Source organism: Streptomyces lunalinharesii, from assembly GCF_039532155.1.
GTDB classification, from domain to species: Bacteria; Actinomycetota; Actinomycetes; order Streptomycetales; family Streptomycetaceae; genus Streptomyces; species Streptomyces lunalinharesii.
In genome coordinates this window covers 80,660-96,221 of record NZ_BAAARK010000001.1, presented here as the reverse complement: position 1 = coordinate 96,221, position 15,562 = coordinate 80,660, and the positions used below count along the sequence as shown (strand labels likewise).

Sequence of the window (15,562 nt, the reverse complement as noted above, 5' to 3'; positions counted from 1 at the left end):
GCCGGTCACCATCCACGAGGAGCCGAGAACATGCAGGTCGGAGCACCCCTGTGAGATTCCTGCACACCTCCGACTGGCACCTCGGCCGGTCCTTCCACCGCGTGAACCTGCTCGCCGCCCAGCGGACGTTCCTCGACCACCTCGTGGAGACCGTCCGTACCCGGGACGTCGACGCGGTGCTGGTCGCCGGTGACGTCTACGACCGGGCGGTGCCCCCGTTGGCCGCCGTCGAGCTGTTCGACGAGGCGCTGCACCGGTTGGCCGGGCTGGATGTCCCCACCGTGATGATCTCCGGGAACCACGACTCCGCCCGCCGGCTCGGTGTCGGGTCCGGGCCGATGCGGCGGGCCGGCATCCACCTGCACACCGACCCGGCCGCCTGTGACACCCCCGTCCTCCTGAAGGACGCGCACGGGCCGGTCGCCTTCTACGGGCTGCCCTACCTCGAACCTGCGATGGTCCGCGCCACCCTCGGGGCCGCGCGCGCCGACCACGCCGCGGTGCTCGGCGCGGCCATGGACCGGGTGCGTGCCGACCTCGCCACCCGGCCCGCCGGCACCCGCTCGGTGGTGCTGGCGCACGCCTTCGTCACCGGCGGCGCCCCCAGCGGCAGCGAGCGGGACATCACCGTCGGCGGCGTCGCCTCGGTGCCCGCCACGGTCTTCGACGGCGTCGACTATGCGGCCCTCGGTCATCTGCACGGCTGCCAGACCCTCACCGAGCGGGTCCGCTACTCCGGCTCGCCGCTCGCGTACTCCTTCTCCGAGGCCACCCACCGCAAGTCGTCCTGGCTGGTGGACCTCGACGCGGACGGCGCGGTGCTCGCCGAGCGGGTGGACTGCCCGGTGCCCCGCCCGCTGGCCCGGATCCGGGGCCCGCTCGCGCAGCTGCTCGACGACCCCGAGCTGGCCCGGCACGAGGACTCCTGGATCGAGGCCACGCTCACCGACGGCTCCCGCCCGGCCGAGCCGATGGCCCGGCTCAGCAAGCGCTTCCCGCACACCCTCAGCCTGGTCTTCGACCCCGACGAGGCCCCGGACCGCCCCTCGGCCTCGTACGCCCAGCGGCTGCGCGGCCGCAGCGACCAGGAGATCGCCGAGGACTTCGTCGCGCACGTCCGGTCCGGCCGCGGGGCCGACGACGCCGAACGGGCCGAACTGCGCTCGGCCCTCGACGAGGTGCGCGTCACCGACCTGGCCGCGGAGGTGGCGCCGTGAGACTGCACCGTTTGACCGTGACCGCGTTCGGCCCGTTCGCCGGCCGCCACACCGTCGACTTCGACCGGCTGGCGCGGGACGGCCTGTTCCTGCTGCACGGCCCGACCGGGGCCGGCAAGACCTCCGTCCTGGACGCGGTCTGCTTCGCGCTCTACGGGTCGGTGCCCGGCACGCGGCAGAGCGGCCAGGCGCTCCGCAGCGACCTCGCGGACCCGCAGGCCCCCACCGAGGTCGTCCTCGAACTCACCGTCGCCGGGCGCCGGTTGGAGATCACCCGGCTGCCGGAGCAGCCCCGCCCCAAGAAGCGCGGGACCGGCACGACGAAGGAGAAGGCGCAGAGCCGGCTGCGGGAGTTCGCCCCCGCCGCGGACGGCGATCCGGCCGCCGGTGCCTGGCGCGCGCTCAGCCGCTCCCACCAGGAGATCGGCGAGGAGATCGGGCAGCTGCTCGGGATGAGCAAGGAGCAGTTCTGCCAGGTGGTGCTGTTGCCCCAGGGTGACTTCGCGCGTTTCCTGCGGGCCGACGCGGAGGCCCGGGCCCGACTCCTCGGCCGGCTCTTCGACACCCGGCGGTTCGCCGCGCTGGAGGACCAGCTCACCACCCGCCGCCGGACCGCCGCCGACCGGGTCGCGGCCGGCGACGAGCGGCTGCTCGCGCTGGCCCACCGGATCGCGCAGGCCGCCGGCGACCTTGCGGACCTGACCGACCCGTCCGTCCCCGCGCCGGCGATCCGGGCCGCCGTGCCCGCCCAGGCCGGCCCCACCGGCCGCGCCGCCCGGGCCGCCGCCCCGGCCCGCCCCGCAGACGGGGCCACCGACGCCGCACCCGGCCCCGGCGAGCCCGGTTTCGCCGACGCGGTGCTGGTCCGGGCCGCCGTCGCCCGGGTCGCCGCCCGCGAACGCCTGACCGGCACCCGGTCCGCGGTGACCGCGGCGGAAGCGGCCGAACAGGCGGCGGCCGGGCACCTGGAGGAGGCCCGCGAGCGGGACCGGCGGCAACGCCGGCACGCCGACGCACAGGTGCGCGCCGACCGGCTCGCCGCGGTCGGCGACGAACGCGACCGGATCCGCGCGCGGCTGACCCGGGCCTCCGCCGCCGCCGAGGTCGCGCCCGCCCTCGCCCTCGGCGATGCCGCCCGGCGCGAGCTGACCGCAGCGCAGGACGCCGAACGCCGCCACCGCGCCCCGCTGCCGCCCGTCCTCGCGGACGCCGACGGCGCCCAACTCGCCGCCGAGGAGCGGGAGGTGCGGACCACGCTTGGCTCCCTCGCGGCGGCCCGACGCGCCGAACGACGGGCCGCCGACCTCACCCGGGAACGCGCCGACCTCGACCGGGAGGCCCGCGCCGACGAGCAGACGCTGCTGGACGCCGCGGAGTGGCTGGCCGACTGGGACGCCGCCCGCGCCGCCCACCAGCGCCGCATCGACGCGGCCCAGGAGGCCGCCCAGCGCGCCGAGGCGCTCGCCGCGCAGCGCGAGCCGGCCACCGAACGCCTCGCCGCCGCCCGCCGCCGCGACCAGCTCGCCACCGAACTCGCCGCCGCCGAACGGCAGGTGCTGGCCGCCCGGGAACGCGCGGCCGGCGCCCGCGAACACTGGTTGGACCTGAAGGACCGGCGGCTGCGCGGCATCGCCGCCGAACTCGCCAGCAACCTGACGGAGGGTCACCCCTGCGCGGTGTGCGGGTCGGTCAGCCACCCGGACCCGGCCCGACCCGGCGCCGGCCACGTCGACCGGGCGGCCGAGGAGAGCGCGCAGAGCGAGCACCGCCGCGCCGAGGACGCCCGCCAGCAGGCGGAAAACCGCCGCCAGGCCGTCAAGGAGGCCCGGGCCGCCGCCGGCGCCGCCGCCGGTGACGTCCCCACCGCCGAACTCGCCGAACGCGTCGAGCAGTTGACGCAGGAGACGGCCCGCGCGCACGCCGCCGGCGCCCACCTGCACGCCGCCCGCGAGACGCTGGCCCGCGCCGAGCGCGAGCACGAGCGCCGCCGCGACGACCAGCAGCGGGCCGAGCGCCGGGCCGCCGCCCGCACCTCCCACCGCGAGGCCCTGGACCGCGAACGGGCCGCCCTCGCCGCCGAACTCGCCGACGCCCGCGCCGACTGCGCCAGCGTCGCCGACCGGGCGGCCCGACTGGAGCGGCAGGTCACTCTGCTCGCCGCCGCCGCCGAGGCGTCCCGCACCGCCGCGGCCTGCGCCGCACGCCTGACGGAGGCCGATACCGGGCTCACCGCCGCCGCCCACCGCGCCGGCTTCGCCACCCCGCGGGACGCCGTCGACGCACTGCTCCCCGACGTCGAACGGCGGGCGCTGCAACAGCGCGAGGACGCCTGGCAGGCCGAGGCCGCCGCCGTCGCCGCCGAACTCGACCACCCCGAACTCCGCGCCGCCGCGGCCCTCCCGGCCGCCGACCCGGACGCCGCCCGCACCGCCCACCAGGCCGCCGCCGCCCGCCTGCGCACCGCCACCACGGCCCTCGCCGCCGCCCGGGACCGCTGCGCCGCCCTCGACCGGCTCTCCGCGGACGCCGCGGCCGACGCCCGCGAACTGGCCCCGCTGCGCGCCGCCTACGCCCGGATCGCCCGCCTCGCCTCGCTCACCGCCGGCACCTCCGCCGAGAACGCCCGCCGGATGCGGTTGGAGTCCTACGTGCTGGCCGCCCGCCTGGAACAGGTCGCGGCCGCCGCCACCGCCCGGCTGCACCGGATGTCCGCCGGCCGCTACACCCTGGTGCACTCCGACGAACGCGCCGGCGGCGCCCGCCGCTCCGGCCTCGGCCTGCACGTCGTCGACGCCTGGACGGGGCAGGAACGGGACACCGCCAGCCTCTCCGGCGGCGAGACCTTCTTCGCCTCGCTCGCCCTGGCGCTCGGCCTCGCCGACGTCGTCACCGACGAGGCGGGCGGCACCCCACTGGACACCCTCTTCATCGACGAGGGCTTCGGCAGCCTCGACGAGCAGACCCTCGACGAGGTCCTCGACGTCCTGGACGGCCTGCGCGCACGCGACCGCAGCGTCGGCATCGTCAGCCACGTCGCCGACCTCAAGACCCGCATCCCGGCCCAACTGGAGGTCGTCAAGGACCGCGCGGGGTCCAGCGTCCGCCACCGGGTACCGGCCGGCGACTGACCGCCCGGCCGGTCGAGCGGCGTCAGGTGCTGACCGGGCGCCGGGGCAGCGGGGAGGAGTACACGACGCTGGTGGCCACCTCGCCCAGGGCGCCGATCCGCCCCGACACCTCCTCCAGGTGCTTCATCGACCGGGCCGCGACCTTGAGGAAGAGGGCGTTCTCGCCCGTGACGTGGTGCGCCTCCAGGATCTCCGGGGTGGCCGCGAGGAGGTCCCGGAACGGCTGGCCGGTCCCGCCGGCCTGCCGCAGCCGGACGAACGCCAGCACCGGCAGCCCGACCCGCTCCGGATCGATCACCGCCGCGTACCCGGAGATCACTCCGGACTCCTCCAGGCGCCGCACCCGCGCGGCCACCGTGCTCGGCGACAGGTTCACCGACCGCGCCAGCTCGGCGTTGCCCACCCGCCCGTCGTGCTGGAGGACGTCGAGGATGCGCCGGTCGGCGTCATCGGGGGAGTATCCGGTCATCCCCGCTGTCTAGCAGGGGGAACGCCGGCGGAGCAAGGGTTCGGGGGGTCCGGCTTGTGCCGGTGGAGCGCCCGGGCGGCTGCCGGGCCGCCCGCGCGGCCGGTGGCGTCCCGGGCCCGCCGCCGGGGCGGGGCGGGCCCGGGACGTCGCGGTCAGAGCGCCGAGAGCTCCGTCAGCAGGTCGTCGAGGCCGAGCGAGCCCTGGGACAGCGCCGCCATGTGCCACGCCTTCAGGTCGAAGGCCGCGCCGTGCCGGGCCCGGGCGGCCTCCCGGCCCTGCAACCAGACGCGCTCGCCCAGCTTGTAGCCGATCGCCTGGCCGGGGATGCCCTGGTAGCGGATGATCTCGCTCTCGACGAAGTCCGCCGGGCGGCTGCTGTGCTGCGCGAAGAACGCGTGCGCCAGCTGCGGCGTCCAGCGCTCGCCCGGGTGGAACGGGGAGTCGGCCGGGATCTCCAGCTCCAGGTGCATGCCGATGTCGATGATGACGCGGACCGCCCGCATCATCTGGGCGTCCAGGTAGCCCAGCCGCCGCTCCGCGCTGGACAGGAAGCCCAGCTCGTCCATCAGGCGCTCGGCGTACAGTGCCCAGCCCTCGACGTTGGCGCTGACCATGCCCACGGTCGTCTGGTAGCGCGAGAGCCGGTCGGCGACGTGCACCCACTGCGCCAGCTGGAGGTGATGACCGGGCACTCCCTCGTGGTACCAGGTGGACACCAGGTCGTACGCCGGGAAGCGGGTCGCGCCCATGGTGGGCAGCCAGGTCCGGCCGGGCCGGGCGAAGTCCAGCGACGGCTGGGTGTAGTACGGCGCCGCGGCGCTGCCCGGCGGGGCGATCTTGGACTCCACCTGACGGATCCGCTCGGCGAGGTCGAAGTGGGTGCCGTCCAGGGTGTCGATGGCCTCGTCCATCAGGGACTGGAGCCACTGCCGGGTCTCCTCGACGCCCTCGACGGCCTCACCGTGCTCGTCGCACCAGGCCAGCGCCTCCCACGGCGTCTTGGCGCCGGGCAGCACCTTCTCGGCCTCGGCCTCCATCTCGGCCAGCAGCCGGTGGAACTCGGACCAGCCGTACGCGTACGCCTCCTCCGGGGCGAGGTCGGCGCCGTTGTAGTAGCGCGCGAGCCGGGCGTACCGCTCGCGGCCCACCACGTCCGGCGCGCCCTCGACCGCCGGCGCGTAGACGTCCCGGAGCCAGTCGCGCAGCTCCCCCAGGGCGCCGGTGGCGACCGCGGCGGCCTCGTCCAACTCGGCGCGCAGCGACGCCGGCCCGGGGGCGGTGAACTCGGCGAACCAGCTGCGGTCGGTGCCGATCCACTCGCCCAACTGCCCGATGACGGTGGCGACCTGGAGCGGGCCACCGGGGAGCTGCCGGTCCAGGCCGGCCTGGAGGGCGGCGCGGTAGCCGGTCAGCGCACCCGGTACGGCGCGCAGCCGCCGGGCGAGGGCGGACCAGTCGTCCTCGGTGTCGGCGGGGGTGAGGGTGAAGGCTTCCCGGACGGCGTGCAGCGGCGACCCGATGTTGCTCACCGCCCGCAGGCCCTCGCCGGCCTCGTGCACGGCGAGTTCCGCGGTCAGTCGTTCGCGCAGCAGCCGGGCGCAGACCTGCTCGGCGGGGCTGTCCGCGCCCGGCCGGGCCTCCGCCTCGGTCAGCTGCTCCAGGGTCGTGCGGGCGAGCTGCGCCACCGCTTCCTGGCCTGTGGGGGAGAGGTCGGGGAGCCTGCCGGAACTCTCGGCGACGCCGAGGAAGGTGCCGGTGATCGGGTCCAGTTCGACGAGGGCGTCGACGTAGGCGTCGGCGACCTGGCGGGGCAGCGGACCGCCCGCGGGAGTAGTGGTGTTGGACATGCGGGCCATCCTCGTACGGATGGGGCCGCCGCGTCACCATCATTCCGACGGACGTTCCTGTCACGTCCGGCGCCCGGGCGCCGCGCCCCGGGCACCGGCGCCGCGCGGGGCGGGCCCTCAGCCGTGCCGGGAGCCGTCCCGGAGGCGGAGCGCCGTGCGGTCCTCGCGGTGGGCCGGCACGCCCGACGGGCGCGCCGTGATGACCAGGGTGCCCTCCTCGATCTGGTAGTCGAGCGGCAGCCCCAGGCCACGCATCGCCGTCACCATGCCGGTGTTGGACGCCTGGGTGATGGCGTAGACGCTCTCGCAGCCGGTCTCGGCGGCCATCGCGACCAGCCGCCGCAGCAGCTCCGCGCCGATGCCGCGCTGCTGCCAGGCGTCCTCGACCAGCAGTGCCACCTCGGTCTCGTCGCCGTCCCACAGCAGGTGCCCCAGGGCCACCAGCCGTCCGGAGGCGGTCTCCACCGCCAGCGTGCGGCCGAAGCGCGGGCTGAGCAGGTGCCCGAGGTAGCGGTCGGCGTCCCCGACCGGGCCGTGGTAGCGCTGTGCCAACGTCCGCTCCGAGCACCGCTCGTGCATCGCGCGGGCGGCGGCCAGGTCGTCGGTGCCGGCGCGGCGGACGGTGATCGCGTTGCCCTCGGGCAGCGTGAGCACCTCGCGCCGCGGCGGGACGCGCTGGCCGAGCCGGGTGTCCAGCTCGACCAGTGCGCGCACCCGGGCGAACTCGGTGGGGGTGAACGGCAACTGCGGCCTTTCGATGGTGAGCGAGCCCCCGGACGGGTCCCGGAACGTCATGGTGTGCTCCTCCAGCACGCCCTCTGCGGGCACCTCGTCGGCCAGCGGCTGGCCGGTCAGTGACCGTGCGGGCACCGAGTGGATGGTGCAGCGCCCCAGCAACTGCCGCAGTGCGAGCGGGAGTTCCGCGGAGTCCAGGGCGGTGCGGGTGGCCAGGCCCAGCATCCGGGTCGGCGCGTCGACCAGGTCGTGGGCGTCGGCCCGCTCCAGCCAGCCGTGCGCGCCGCCCGCGCCGGCGACCGTGCGGGTCAGCTCCGCGGGCGCCAGGCCGGCCGGCGCGCGCAGCAGGAACTCGTCGACGGTCCCGTCGGACAGCGGGTGGGTCTGGAGGCTGAGGATGTCGACGCCCAGCGTGGCCAGTGCCGTGCACAGCGCGGCGAGGCTGCCCGGCTCGTCCCGGACCGTGGTCCGCATCCGCCACAGCGCGGTCTGGCGGCCTCCGGTCCCGGGGGGCGCGGCGGCGGGCGGCGCCGCGGCATCCGTTGGTGGTGGTGCGTGTCCGTGCCGACGTGCCCACCAGACGTGGAAGCCCGTGGTGGCCAACAGGGCGACCGCGGCGGTGCACAGCAGCACCGGTCCCGACGGGCCGTGGGCGATGGTGTTGGCCGCGGCGTCGGCCACTGCCACGGCGGTGAACAGGGCGGCGAGCTCGACGACGTCCCGGCGCCAGGAGTGGCGCCGGGCCGAACGGGCGGAGGTGGCTTCAGTCATGCGGTCAGCCTCGCCGACCGGTGTTGCCTGGTCGCCAACACTTTGTGTCGCACGGGTAAAAGACACAATCGACGCATTGGCCTCTACTGTCCTACCCGTCCCGGTTGTAGCGTTTTCGTGAACAAGACCTCTCCGCCCTCCTGGCGCAGCCGCACCGTCAGCTCCCCGCTTCCCCCGTCGATCTCGACCTCGCCGAAGTACTGCGGACTCTCCGCCGGGGAGACGTTCGCACGGTCCGGTGCCTTGACGAACGGCTGCTCCGGCCCGAAGGTTCCGTCCAGCGCCACCGCCGGGAAACCGCCCGCGTTCAGCGGCCCGGACACGAACTCCCAGAACGGCGCGAAGTCCTTGAACGCCGCCCGCTCGGGCGCGTAGTGCTGCGCCGAGGTGTAGTGCACGTCCGCGGTCAGCCAGAGCGTGCCGGTGATCCGCTGGTGCTTGACGTGCCGCAGCAACTCGGCGATCTGCAGCTCCCGCCCCAGGGGCGCGCCCGGGTCGCCCTGGGCCACCGCCTCGAAGTTCGCCGGGCCGTCCGTGACGACGAGCCCCAGCGGCATGTCCGAGGCGATCACCTTCCACACCGCGCGCGAACGCGACAGCTCCCGCTTGAGCCAGCGCAGCTGCTCGGCGCCCAGGATGCCGCGCGGGTCGTCGGTCTGCCGGTCCGGGGAGTTGGCGTTGCGGTAGCGGCGCATGTCCAGCACGAAGACGTCCAGCAGCGGGCCGTGCCGCAGCACGCGGTACACCCGGCCTCCGGCGTCCGGGCGGAGCGTGCGGATCGGGAAGTACTCGCCGAACGCGCGCAGCGCCCGCGCGGCGAGCACGTCGGCGTCCTTGACGCGGTACCGGTCGTCGTCCAGCAACTGGCCCGGGTACCAGTTGTTGTGCACCTCGTGGTCGTCCCACTGGGTGACGGTCGGCACCTGGGCGTTGAACCGGCGCAGGTTCTCGTCCAGCAGGTTGTAGCGGAACGCGCCGCGGAACTCCGCCAACGTCTCGGCGACCTTGGCCTTCTCCTCGGTCGTCACGTTCCGCCAGATCCGGCCGTCGGGCAGCGTGACCCGCTCCGGGATCGGGTTGTCGGCGTAGATGTTGTCGCCGCTGCACAGGAAGAAGTCCGGGTTCCGGCGCCGCATGTCCTCGTAGACCCGGTAGCCGCCGTGCTCGGGGTTGATGCCCCAGCCCTGTCCGGCCAGGTCCCCCGACCACAGGAAGCGGACGTCCGTCCGGCGGTGGAGCGGCGCGGTGCGGAACGTCCCGGCCACCGGCTCGCCGGTGCGCTCCGGGTGGTCGGCGTCGGCCAGCAGCACCCGGTAGTGGACCTGCTCCCCGGCCGGCAGCCCGTGCAGCGCGGTCACCCCGGTGAAGTCCGTACCCGGCCCGAGCAACGGCCCGTGCCAGGTGCGCGCGTTGCGGAACGACTCGGTGGCCGCGGTCTGCACCACCATCCGGGCCGGCCGGTCGGACCGCGCCCACACCAGGCCGGACGACGCGGTCACGTCACCGACCTGCACGCCCCAGCCGGCGCGCGGGCGTCCGCCGTGCACCAGCGCCGGCGCGGCCGCCGCCGGCGCGAGCCCGACCGTCGCGGGCAGCGCCAGCGCCGCGGACCCCGCCGCCGCGCCGTGCAGGAGTGCCCGCCGCCCGAATCCGCCGCCGGAACCCTGCGCCATCTCGCACCTCCGTGATGCGTCCGATCTCGTCACGTCCCGTTGGTATCGCCACCCGATGCCGACCAGGCCAACTCCCGGTGAACACGCGGCGGCCGGGCCGCGGACCACGACCAGAGTCGCAGGACCGATGACCGATCGCCAGGAACCGGCCCGGACGTCTACGGTTCGATGACGCGCCGCCGCCGGCGGCCCCCACGGAAGGCCCCGCCCATGCCGGCCCTCGGCTCCGCACACCTCCGCCTCGCCCGCCCGACCCGCGACCTGGTCGCCGCCGGCCGCTTCTGGCGCGACGGGCTGGGCCTGCGCGAACTGCACCGCCACGCCTCGCAGGCGGGCGAGCACTCGCTCCTGATGCTGGGGTGGCCGGACGCCGCCTGGCACCTGGAACTGACCCACGACCCGTCGGGGGCGCTGCCCCCGACCCCCACGCCGGACGACCTCCTCGTCGTCTACGTGGGCGGACCGGTGCCCGAGGACCTCGTCGCGCGCCTGGAAGGCTGCGGCGGCACCCGCGTCGCCGCCCACAACCCCTACTGGGACGCGTGGGGCGTCACCGTCGAGGACCCCGACGGCTACCGACTGGTCCTGTCCACCCGCGACTGGAACAACGCCACAGCACTCGCCGCACGCTGAACTCCCGCTCGGCAAGGGGCCACTGACGATGCATCAGTAAAAGCTCCGACGCCGCCGTCCCCGTCCCCGCTGGACAACGCGGCGGCCACCCATTGGGATGGAGCGGTGTCGATCGATTCCGCCACCGAGGTCTTCGAGGCCCACCGCCCCCTCCTGCACGGCGTGGCCTACCGCATGCTCGGCCGGGTGGCCGACGCCGAGGACGTGGTCCAGGACGCCTGGTTGCGCTGGGCCACCGCCGACCGGAACGCGGTCCGCGCACCGCGCGCCTACCTCGTCCGGATCACCACCCGACTGGCCGTCGACCGACTCCGGCAGGTCCAGTCGCGCCGGGAGTCCTACGTGGGGCCCTGGCTGCCGGAGCCGCTCGCCACCGATGTCCTCGCGCCCGGCCGGCCCGCCCCGGACACCGCCGAGCGGACGGAGTTCGCGGAGACCGTCACCTTCGCGGTCCTCGTCGTGATGGAGGCGCTCTCCCCGTTGGAGCGCGCGGTGTTCGTCCTGCGCGAGGCGTTCGGCTACCCGTACGCGGAGATCGCCGCCGTGCTTCAGCGCAGCGAGGCCGCGGTGCGCCAACTGGCGGGCCGCGCCCGGCGGCACGTCGAGGAGCGCCGACCGCGCTTCGACGTCGACCCGGACCGCCAGCGCGAGGTGACCGAGCGGTTCCTGTCCGCGGCCGCCGGGGGCGACCTGGCCGGGCTGCTGGACCTCCTCGCGGCGGACGCCCGACTGGTCGGGGACAGCGGCGGCAAGGCCAAGGCGCCGCTGCGGACCATCGAGTCCGCCGACAAGGTCGCCCGGTTCCTCATCGGCATCCTGCGCACCGTCCCGGCCGCACTGGAGCTGCGCTTCGTCGAACTCAACGGCGGGGCGGCCCTGTTGGCCCTCGTCGACGGCACCCCGGACACGGTCTTCCAACTCGGCATCCGCGACGGCCGGGTCCACACCGTCTACGTCGTCCGCAACCCCGACAAGCTGGGGTCACTGGCCCGCTAGCCGGGCCGCGGCCCGCAGACCGCTGCGCGGACTCGCCAGCACCGGTACGTCCGCACCGCCGTGCCCGTCGTCGACGAGTCGTTCCACGGCGGGCGCCATCGACGCCTGCGCCAGCACGAGGGCGTCGACCCCGCCGGCGGCCCGCTCCCGCCGCACCGCGTCGACGACCGCCGCCAGACTGCCCTCGTGGTCGCCGTTCTGGAACCGCTCCCAGGCGTCCGGCACGAGCACGGTGCGGACCTCGGCCGGGCGCCCGGCCCGCCGGGCCTCGTCGGCGATCAACTCTGTGGTGGGCACGAGGGTGCTCGCCACGGTGGCCAGGACCGCGAGGCGCGGACCGGTGGCGACGGCCTCGGCGGCCATCGGCCGGTCCACCCGCAGCACCGGCACGCCCGCCGCCGACCCGGCCGCCTCGGCCACGTCGCCCAGCGTCGAGCAGGTGCACAGCACCGCCCGCGCCCCGTCCCGCACCAGCGCGCCGACCGCCTCCGCGACCTCGCCGGCGACCGCGTCCGGGCCCGACGCCAAGGCCGCGGCGAGGAGTTCCGGCCGTACCTGGTGCCGCAGGGGCAGCCCGGGGGCATCGGCGTCCCGCAGCGCGTCGAAGACGGGGACGTGGACCGGTGAGGTGTGCAGCAGACCGAGCATGCTCAGGAGGGTAACGGCCGGTTCCCGGCGGGCGTCGGTCGGGTGGCGGTGCGGTGGTGACCGGAAACCGGTACGGGATTGGTCTTGACCAAGGGTGGGGGCGGTCATATCGTCGGGATACTGCAACAACCTTTAATAAAGAAGCGCTCATTACTCGGGCCCGCTCGCGGGCCGTTCATCACCGGGCCCGACCGGGGCCCGCGGCCTTGGGGGTGGGGACCACGCAGCTCGAAACGGCTCCGGAGCCCAAGTACTGGCATCTCAAGACGGTGCTCAGCGACGCGTTGGACACCGAGTTCGCGGTCGGCGAGATCCTGCCCAACGAACGGGACCTGGCCGCCCGGTTCGGCGTCGCCCGCGCCACGCTCCGACAGGCGCTCGAACAGCTCGAACTGGAAGGCAGACTGCAACGCCGGCGCGGTGTCGGCACCACCGTCGCCCCGCCCCGGCTCGGCGTCGCGGTCGATCCCGCGCGCCACACCTGGCCCGGCGCCGCCGGCGACGACTGGCAGCCGGTCGCCGCCAGCGAGACCGACGAGGTGCCCGCCGCGGTGGCCCGCCTGCTGGAGTCGGCCCCCGGCGAGACGGTCCACGTGGTGCGCCGCAGCCGGGTCTCCGCCGGCCAGCCGGTCGCCGCCGAACTCCTCTACGTCCGGACCGACACGGTCCCCGACTGCGTCGACGCGGCCGCCGTCGCCCCGGACGGGCACGCCCACGCCGTGCTCCGCGCCCTCCAAGCCCTCGACCTGGACGGCCAGGACCGCACCGTCGAACTGGGCTCGGCCCGCGCCGAGGACGCCAGGCAACTGGACCGACTGCCCGGCTCGCCCGTGCTCGTCGTCACCACCCGCTACGTCTCCCGCGGCCGGACCGCGGCCGTCGCGGTCTCCACCTACCGCGCCGACACCTGCCGGCTCACCTTCGGGGAGCGCACGGCTCAGCCGGTGCTCGCCGGCTGACGACCGCAGCCCCACGGACGGGCCCGCACCGGAACGCTCCCGGTGCGGGCCCGCGCGCGTCACCCCGTCAGGGCGGGCGGTTCACCGTCGTCCCGCCACCGTCCCGTCCACCGCGAAGAGTTCGCCCTCCACGTGGTCCAGGGCCAGCCGCAGCGCGCCGGTGGCGATCGCGGCCGGGCCCAGCTGCGACAGCACCACCGCCGGCGGACGCAGGCAGTAGCGCGCCAACTCCCGGCGCAGCGGCGGGAGGACGCCCGCCAGCCCGGACGCCCAGCCGCCGATCACCACCAGCTCCGGATCGAGCGCCAGCACCAGCGCGGCGACGTCGTGCACCAGCCGCCGGATGAAGCGCTCCACCGCCTCCCGCGCCTCGGCGTCCCCGTCCCGGGCGGCCGCGAACACCGCCGCCACCTGCGCCTCGTCCAGCGGGTGCAGCGGTTCCCCGGTCGTCGACAGCAGCGCCTCCGGCGTGGCCTCGCGCCCCAGCAGGTGCAGGGCGCCGATCTCGCCGGCCGCTCCGCCGAACCCGCGGTGCAGCCGCCCGCCGATCAACGCCCCGGCCCCCGGGCTCAACCCGGCCAGGACGAACACCACGTCGCCGGAACCGGTCGCCGCGCCCTGCCAGTGCTCGGCCACCGCCGCGGCGTTGGCGTCGTTCTCCACCAGCACCGGGCAGCGGAACGAGCGCCGCAGCCGATCGCCCAGCGGCAGTCCGGTCCAGCCGGGCAGCGCGGTGCTCAGCCGCACGGTGCCGTCCGCCTCCACGATGCCGGGACCGGCCGCGCCCACCGCCCGCAGCGAACTGCGGGCCACGCCGGTCCGGCGCAACAGATCGGCCACCACCGCGCGGACCCGTTCCAACCGTTCGTCGGCCGGTGCGGTCTCCGACACGGCACGGTGCGCCGCGTCCATCACCCGTCCGTCGAGGTCGGCGAGGAGCACCGCGACCCGGTGCGGCCCGATCTCGATGCCCAGCAGGTGCCCGGCCTCGGTGCGGAAGCGGAACCTGCGGGCCGGCCGCCCCTGCCGCCGGGCCTCGCCTTCCTCGGCGGGGACCTCGGCCACCAGGCCGGTCTCGATGAGCCCCTCGACCACGCCCTCGACGGTCGGCCGGGACAGGCCGGTCACCTGGACGAGGTCGGTGAGCGTGGGGGAGTCCGCGGCGCGCAGCGCGTGCAGCACCACCGCGGAGTTGATCCGTCGCAGCAGGGAGGGGTCCCCGCCGGTGAGCCGACCCAACGTCCGTCTCCTCGCCTCGCCTGTGTGGCGGATCGTAGCCGGTCAGTGGGTGTGCGGCGAGCCCCGGCGGGCCCGCGGCGGCGGCGTGGTCCGCGCGCCCGGCCAATTGTCAGACCCCGCCGGTTTACTGACGGCATGACGAACGAACCGCGCCGCGCCGCCCGCCCGTCGCCCGTCGCGCGGCCCGGACCCGAGCTGCCCGGCGGACCGCCCGCCGCGCTCACCGTGCTCGACGCCTTATGCGCCCGTCCGTTCCCCGAGCAGCGCGAGCACACCGCGGTCGGTACCAGCGGACCGGGTTTCCACCTCGTCCGCCTGTGGACCGGCGGCCCGCTGTGGGACGCGGATCCGGCGGACGCCGCGGCGGCCCGCGAGCGGTGCGTGGACGAACTCGTCGCGCTGGTCGAGGTGGTGTCCCTGCGCTGGGGCCGGCCGGTCGTCCACGACCTGACGGACGCGCTGGAGCGCACCGCACGGGGGCTGCCCGTCCCGCCGCCGCTGGACGCGCTGTGCGGGCTGGTGCCGCGGGTGTACGCGTGGGCGGTGGGCGGCCGCTGGGTCGGGGTCGGGGCGGGGCCGTTGGAGCCCGGGCAACCGTGCCAGGTGCTGGCGGCTGTGGCGCAGGGGCCGCCGCCCGGAGCCGGCTAGCCGACGCGCACCGTCCAGCGCCGCCCGCCGCCCGCCGCCCGCCGGCCGTCAGGACTCGGTGAACGCCGCGGTGCGCAGTCGGCCGTACTCCTCGGCCATGGTGGCGGGCGTCCAATGGGCGTTCAGGCCACTGGGGTTGGGCAGCGCCCAGATGCGGGTGGTGCCCAGGGTGCGTTCCTGCGGGCCGATCACCGCGTGCTTGTCGTCGAAGGCGACGCGGTAGGCGGTGACGCCGGCGACCGCGAGCCACTGGGGCCGCAGCCGGGCGACCCGCTCGGCCAGCAGCCGGCCGCCCTCGCGGTACTCCTCGGCGCTCAGCTCGTCGGCCCGGGCGGTCGGCCGGGCCACGACGTTGGTGATGCCCAGCCCGTGGTCGAGCAGTTCGCCCTGCTCGTCGGGGCGGAGTTGCCGGGGGGTGAAGCCGGCGGCGTGCAGGACGGGCCAGAAGCGGTTGCCGGGCCGGGCGAAGTGGTGTCCGGTGGCGGCCGTCATCAGCCCGGGGTTGATGCCGCAGAACAGCACCCGCAGCCCGCTCGCGACCACGTCCGGAACGACGCGGTCACGAGCGGCGGCCAACTCCTCGGGGGTGAAGCGCACGT

At 75.9% G+C, this 15,562-nt stretch carries 13 protein-coding genes; 6 read left to right on the top strand and 7 right to left on the bottom strand.

Annotated elements, in window-relative coordinates:
• Nucleotides 1-50: 50 nt before the first annotated feature.
• Together ABD385_RS00460 and ABD385_RS00455 are read left to right on the top strand one after the other, a co-directional pair.
• Nucleotides 51-1,217, top strand: coding sequence for an exonuclease SbcCD subunit D (locus tag ABD385_RS00460; RefSeq protein ID WP_344572794.1), 1,167 nt, complete (start codon nt 51-53; stop codon nt 1,215-1,217).
• The gene (locus ABD385_RS00455) at nt 1,214-4,345 is read left to right on the top strand and encodes an AAA family ATPase (RefSeq protein ID WP_344572793.1); all 3,132 of its coding nucleotides are present in this window, start codon (nt 1,214-1,216) and stop codon (nt 4,343-4,345) included. Before ABD385_RS00460 ends, ABD385_RS00455 begins: the two co-directional genes overlap by 4 nt.
• Before the next feature lie 22 nt (nt 4,346-4,367).
• Here the strand turns inward: ABD385_RS00455 and ABD385_RS00450 are convergent, their stop codons facing one another.
• From ABD385_RS00450 to ABD385_RS00435, 4 genes are all read right to left on the bottom strand, one after another.
• On the bottom strand, nt 4,368-4,814 hold the full coding sequence (locus ABD385_RS00450; RefSeq protein ID WP_344572792.1) for an Lrp/AsnC family transcriptional regulator: 447 nt from the start codon (nt 4,812-4,814) through the stop codon (nt 4,368-4,370).
• A gap of 152 nt (nt 4,815-4,966) precedes the next feature.
• Complete coding sequence (locus tag ABD385_RS00445) at nt 4,967-6,661, bottom strand: DUF885 domain-containing protein (protein ID WP_344572791.1); 1,695 nt, start codon at nt 6,659-6,661, stop codon at nt 4,967-4,969.
• Nucleotides 6,662-6,778: 117 nt separating this feature from the next.
• Entirely contained in the window at nt 6,779-8,167 is a 1,389-nt protein-coding gene (locus ABD385_RS00440; protein WP_344572790.1) for a GNAT family N-acetyltransferase, read from the bottom strand.
• 83 nt (nt 8,168-8,250) lie between these two features.
• Complete coding sequence (locus ABD385_RS00435) at nt 8,251-9,840, bottom strand: alkaline phosphatase D family protein (protein WP_344572789.1); 1,590 nt, start codon at nt 9,838-9,840, stop codon at nt 8,251-8,253.
• A gap of 210 nt (nt 9,841-10,050) precedes the next feature.
• On the opposite strand from ABD385_RS00435, the gene ABD385_RS00430 reads away from it, so the two are divergent.
• Both ABD385_RS00430 and ABD385_RS00425 read left to right on the top strand, forming a co-directional pair.
• On the top strand, nt 10,051-10,473 hold the full coding sequence (locus ABD385_RS00430; RefSeq protein ID WP_344572788.1) for a VOC family protein: 423 nt from the start codon (nt 10,051-10,053) through the stop codon (nt 10,471-10,473).
• 105 nt (nt 10,474-10,578) lie between these two features.
• Entirely contained in the window at nt 10,579-11,469 is an 891-nt protein-coding gene (locus tag ABD385_RS00425) for an RNA polymerase sigma-70 factor (protein ID WP_344572787.1), read from the top strand.
• Here the strand turns inward: ABD385_RS00425 and ABD385_RS00420 are convergent.
• On the bottom strand, nt 11,455-12,117 hold the full coding sequence (locus tag ABD385_RS00420) for an aspartate/glutamate racemase family protein (RefSeq protein WP_344572786.1): 663 nt from the start codon (nt 12,115-12,117) through the stop codon (nt 11,455-11,457). The genes ABD385_RS00425 and ABD385_RS00420 overlap by 15 nt on opposite strands.
• Nucleotides 12,118-12,329: 212 nt before the next feature.
• Between ABD385_RS00420 and ABD385_RS00415 the strand changes: the two genes are divergently transcribed.
• The gene (locus ABD385_RS00415) at nt 12,330-13,076 is read left to right on the top strand and encodes a GntR family transcriptional regulator (protein ID WP_344572785.1); all 747 of its coding nucleotides are present in this window, start codon (nt 12,330-12,332) and stop codon (nt 13,074-13,076) included.
• Between the two features lie 81 nt (nt 13,077-13,157).
• On the opposite strand, the gene ABD385_RS00410 is transcribed toward ABD385_RS00415, so the two are convergent.
• Complete coding sequence (locus ABD385_RS00410) at nt 13,158-14,315, bottom strand: ROK family transcriptional regulator (RefSeq protein ID WP_344572784.1); 1,158 nt, start codon at nt 14,313-14,315, stop codon at nt 13,158-13,160.
• 135 nt (nt 14,316-14,450) lie between these two features.
• On the opposite strand from ABD385_RS00410, the gene ABD385_RS00405 reads away from it, so the two are divergent.
• Nucleotides 14,451-14,963, top strand: coding sequence for a hypothetical protein (locus ABD385_RS00405; protein ID WP_344572783.1), 513 nt, complete (start codon nt 14,451-14,453; stop codon nt 14,961-14,963).
• A 48-nt stretch (nt 14,964-15,011) separates the two neighbouring features.
• Here ABD385_RS00405 and mug read toward each other — a convergent pair whose 3' ends face one another.
• Nucleotides 15,012-15,560 (bottom strand): G/U mismatch-specific DNA glycosylase, encoded by a 549-nt coding sequence (gene mug / locus ABD385_RS00400; protein WP_344572782.1) that lies wholly within the window; start codon nt 15,558-15,560, stop codon nt 15,012-15,014.
• Between the last annotated feature and the right edge of the window lie 2 nt (nt 15,561-15,562).